Source organism: Streptomyces sp. NPDC006265 (assembly GCF_040613555.1).
GTDB lineage: Bacteria > Actinomycetota > Actinomycetes > Streptomycetales > Streptomycetaceae > Streptomyces.
In genome coordinates this window covers 1-2,266 of the sequence record NZ_JBEXSH010001159.1, presented here as the reverse complement: position 1 = coordinate 2,266, position 2,266 = coordinate 1, and the positions used below count along the sequence as shown (strand labels likewise).

The following is a 2,266-nucleotide window of genomic DNA, read 5'->3' as shown; positions in this document are numbered from 1 at the left end:
GGCCTGTGCTCGCTCTACATCGGCGACCAGGTCCTTCGCATGGCTCTCGCCCTCTTCGTAGAGGATCTGGGCCTTGGCGATCAGGTCCGCACAGACAGCTGTCCACGTCAGGACAATCGCGCCGCGGGCAGATCCGGAGGCGTAGCAGCGGTATGCCTCGCGAACAAGGGGGCGCAGGTCCGGGTTGAACACGCGATTCACGCGCTCTTCAAGGTCGATCATGTTGCCCTCCCGGCGCGCCCGTTCCGCGTTGGCGGTCTTCGGGGACCATGATCCCACCCGGTGAACTTTCAGCGGCTCGGGCTGTGAGGGGGTACGCCAACAGCACGGTCAGGTGGGCCCACGTTCGCCCATTAGCTAGTCCCTGGTACCACTACCTAGCTATGGTGGTGGGTATGGCAAAGCAGACGAACATCCGACTGGACGATGCTGTGAAGGCGGCCGCCGAGGACCGGGCCAAGCGCCGCGGTCTGACCCTGCAGGGGTACGTGGCTGATTTGATCGAGGCCGATGTGAATCAGGCACGTGCCGCCTTCATGGCCGGCGCCGCGACGTTCCTGGCCGGGTACGCGGACGCGTTCGAGGCGGAGGTCGGTGAAGATCGGTACCCCGGTCTTCCGGAGGGACTGGCGGAGAGCGCGCCGAGGGACGCCGCGTGAATCTCCGTGTCGATCTCGCCTGGATCTTGGCAGTGGCGCAGCAGATCCCGGGTGATCCCCAGGTCGTCGATTACGGCGTTCCGGTAGCAGCCGAAGCACGTCATCGGGCGGAGGTCCTGGACCGCGAGGTCTATCCCGAGCCCCATCACAAGGCTGCGGCGCTGCTGTGTGAACTGGCGAGGAACCCCAGCCTTGAGGTGCGCAATCTCTTGTTCGCGGCCACGGTGACGGCGGCCTACCTGTCGGCATGCGGCCTACCGGTGAGCCCTGGGCTGGACACCGTTCTTCCCTTGGCGCGCGCGGCCCGGGACGGGCTCCCGGTGCGGGAGGTCGCCGCTCAGATCAAGACCTGGACGAGCTGATCCAACAGGCTCTTCTGACCGTGCCGTGTCAGGACTGCCGGTCGTCGGCGAGCGGCGGTCGGCCAGTGGGGACGGTGAGGCGTTCTGCCAGGCCCTATGACGAGGACCGCGCCCGACATGAGAATCCAGTGGCCCCTCACGGTCACAGTTCCGATGTGGTGCTCGGCCGGTGGCTGGACACGGCCGCGGCGGGGAAGTCGGGGTGGTCCGTCCACGGGTCAGCCATCGCCGTGAGCGCGTTGAGGATGCAGGTGGCCGCTTCGGTGTTGCCCGTCTGTACCGCGGTGGCGTACTCCTGGCTGAGCGTCTGGGCGTCGCGCCAGGACTGGATGTACGCGTCGTGTCCCTCGGGGTGTCGTTCGTCCCGGAGATCGTCCTGGCGGTCGCGAACGAACTGGTAGATCTCCACACCGGTCTGCAGATCCATCGCTCTCCTCACCAGCGTTACGAGGTTGGGACTGGTCATTGTCCTCTACGCCTCACATCGTCCCGTGCAACCGCCGGTCGCTGAGGCCGGTCTCGCCTCAGGCAGCCGGGCTGTGCCGCGCAAGCGACCGGGGTTGATGAATCATCGCCTGGTGGGGCGTGCGGCGCGGGCTCGTCGCGCAGCTCGGTATGCCTCGGCTGGATCGTGGGAGGCTCCGGGGGCCGGGCGCCATGCGCCTGTGCGCGATCCCTGGTAGAGGGTGAAGGGGAACCAGCGGCCGTCGAGGCCAGGGCGGATCTGGACGCCGGCGGTCGAGTCCGTGATCGCACCGTCGTCGATGTCGATGACGCCGAGGGCGACGGCGCCGGAGGCGCGGATGACCTCGGCGGCGTGTTCCAGCGTGCCCGGAGGGACGGAGGCTGCCGCCAGGGTGCTGTGTACGCCGGCGGAGCCCCCGTGGCGGTAGCCGATCATCATCGCGCGCAGGGCGCCTTCGGTGAGGCCGGTGGCGCGGACGGCGACCGGGAGCCGGTCGATGCCGTGGGGGCTGGCGAGGATCCGCACGCTGTCGGCGAGCTCGTCATGGGGTTGGCCCGGGGCGGCGGACAGGAGGGCGCGGGCACGGTCGGCTGCGTCGTGGACCATCCAGGCCAGATCCTGGGCGCGGGGACCAGGAATGGGCGGGTCCTCGAGGGCGGTGGTGATCGGGACGACGGAATCGAGCTCGAGGTCGGGCGGGGAGTGCGGTGGCCGGTGGGCCCTGCCCGTCCTGCGGCGCATCCTGGGCGACGGCGACCCGTCCACCCAGCGCGTGCTCT

At 69.0% G+C, this 2,266-nt stretch carries 3 protein-coding genes and 2 pseudogenes; 2 read left to right on the top strand and 3 right to left on the bottom strand.

The window, feature by feature from the left end; all coding sequences use genetic code 11:
* A pseudogene (locus ABZ281_RS46535) lies at positions 1 to 222 on the bottom strand (hypothetical protein); the annotation flags it as partial.
* 173 nt (positions 223 to 395) lie between these two features.
* On the opposite strand from ABZ281_RS46535, the gene ABZ281_RS46530 reads away from it, so the two are divergent.
* Positions 396 to 659: a hypothetical protein gene (locus tag ABZ281_RS46530; protein WP_356664567.1), complete on the top strand. Its 264-nt coding sequence runs from the start codon at positions 396 to 398 to the stop codon at positions 657 to 659.
* Positions 656 to 1,021: a hypothetical protein gene (locus ABZ281_RS46525; RefSeq protein WP_356664565.1), complete on the top strand. Its 366-nt coding sequence runs from the start codon at positions 656 to 658 to the stop codon at positions 1,019 to 1,021. Before ABZ281_RS46530 ends, ABZ281_RS46525 begins: the two co-directional genes overlap by 4 nt.
* Before the next feature lie 142 nt (positions 1,022 to 1,163).
* Here the strand turns inward: ABZ281_RS46525 and ABZ281_RS46520 are convergent, their stop codons facing one another.
* A complete protein-coding gene (locus ABZ281_RS46520; RefSeq protein WP_356664563.1) occupies positions 1,164 to 1,448 on the bottom strand; it encodes a hypothetical protein in 285 nt (94 codons plus the stop codon).
* Between the two features lie 141 nt (positions 1,449 to 1,589).
* Positions 1,590 to 2,266 (bottom strand): annotated as a pseudogene (locus ABZ281_RS46515) (hypothetical protein); the annotation flags it as partial.

Excerpts from the sequence above, each read along its gene's own strand:
- ABZ281_RS46530 (WP_356664567.1), top strand. The coding sequence starts at position 396 with ATGGCAAAGCAGACGAACATCCGACTGGACGATGCTGTGAAGGCGGCC.
- ABZ281_RS46520 (WP_356664563.1), bottom strand. The coding sequence starts at position 1,448 with ATGGATCTGCAGACCGGTGTGGAGATCTACCAGTTCGTTCGCGACCGC.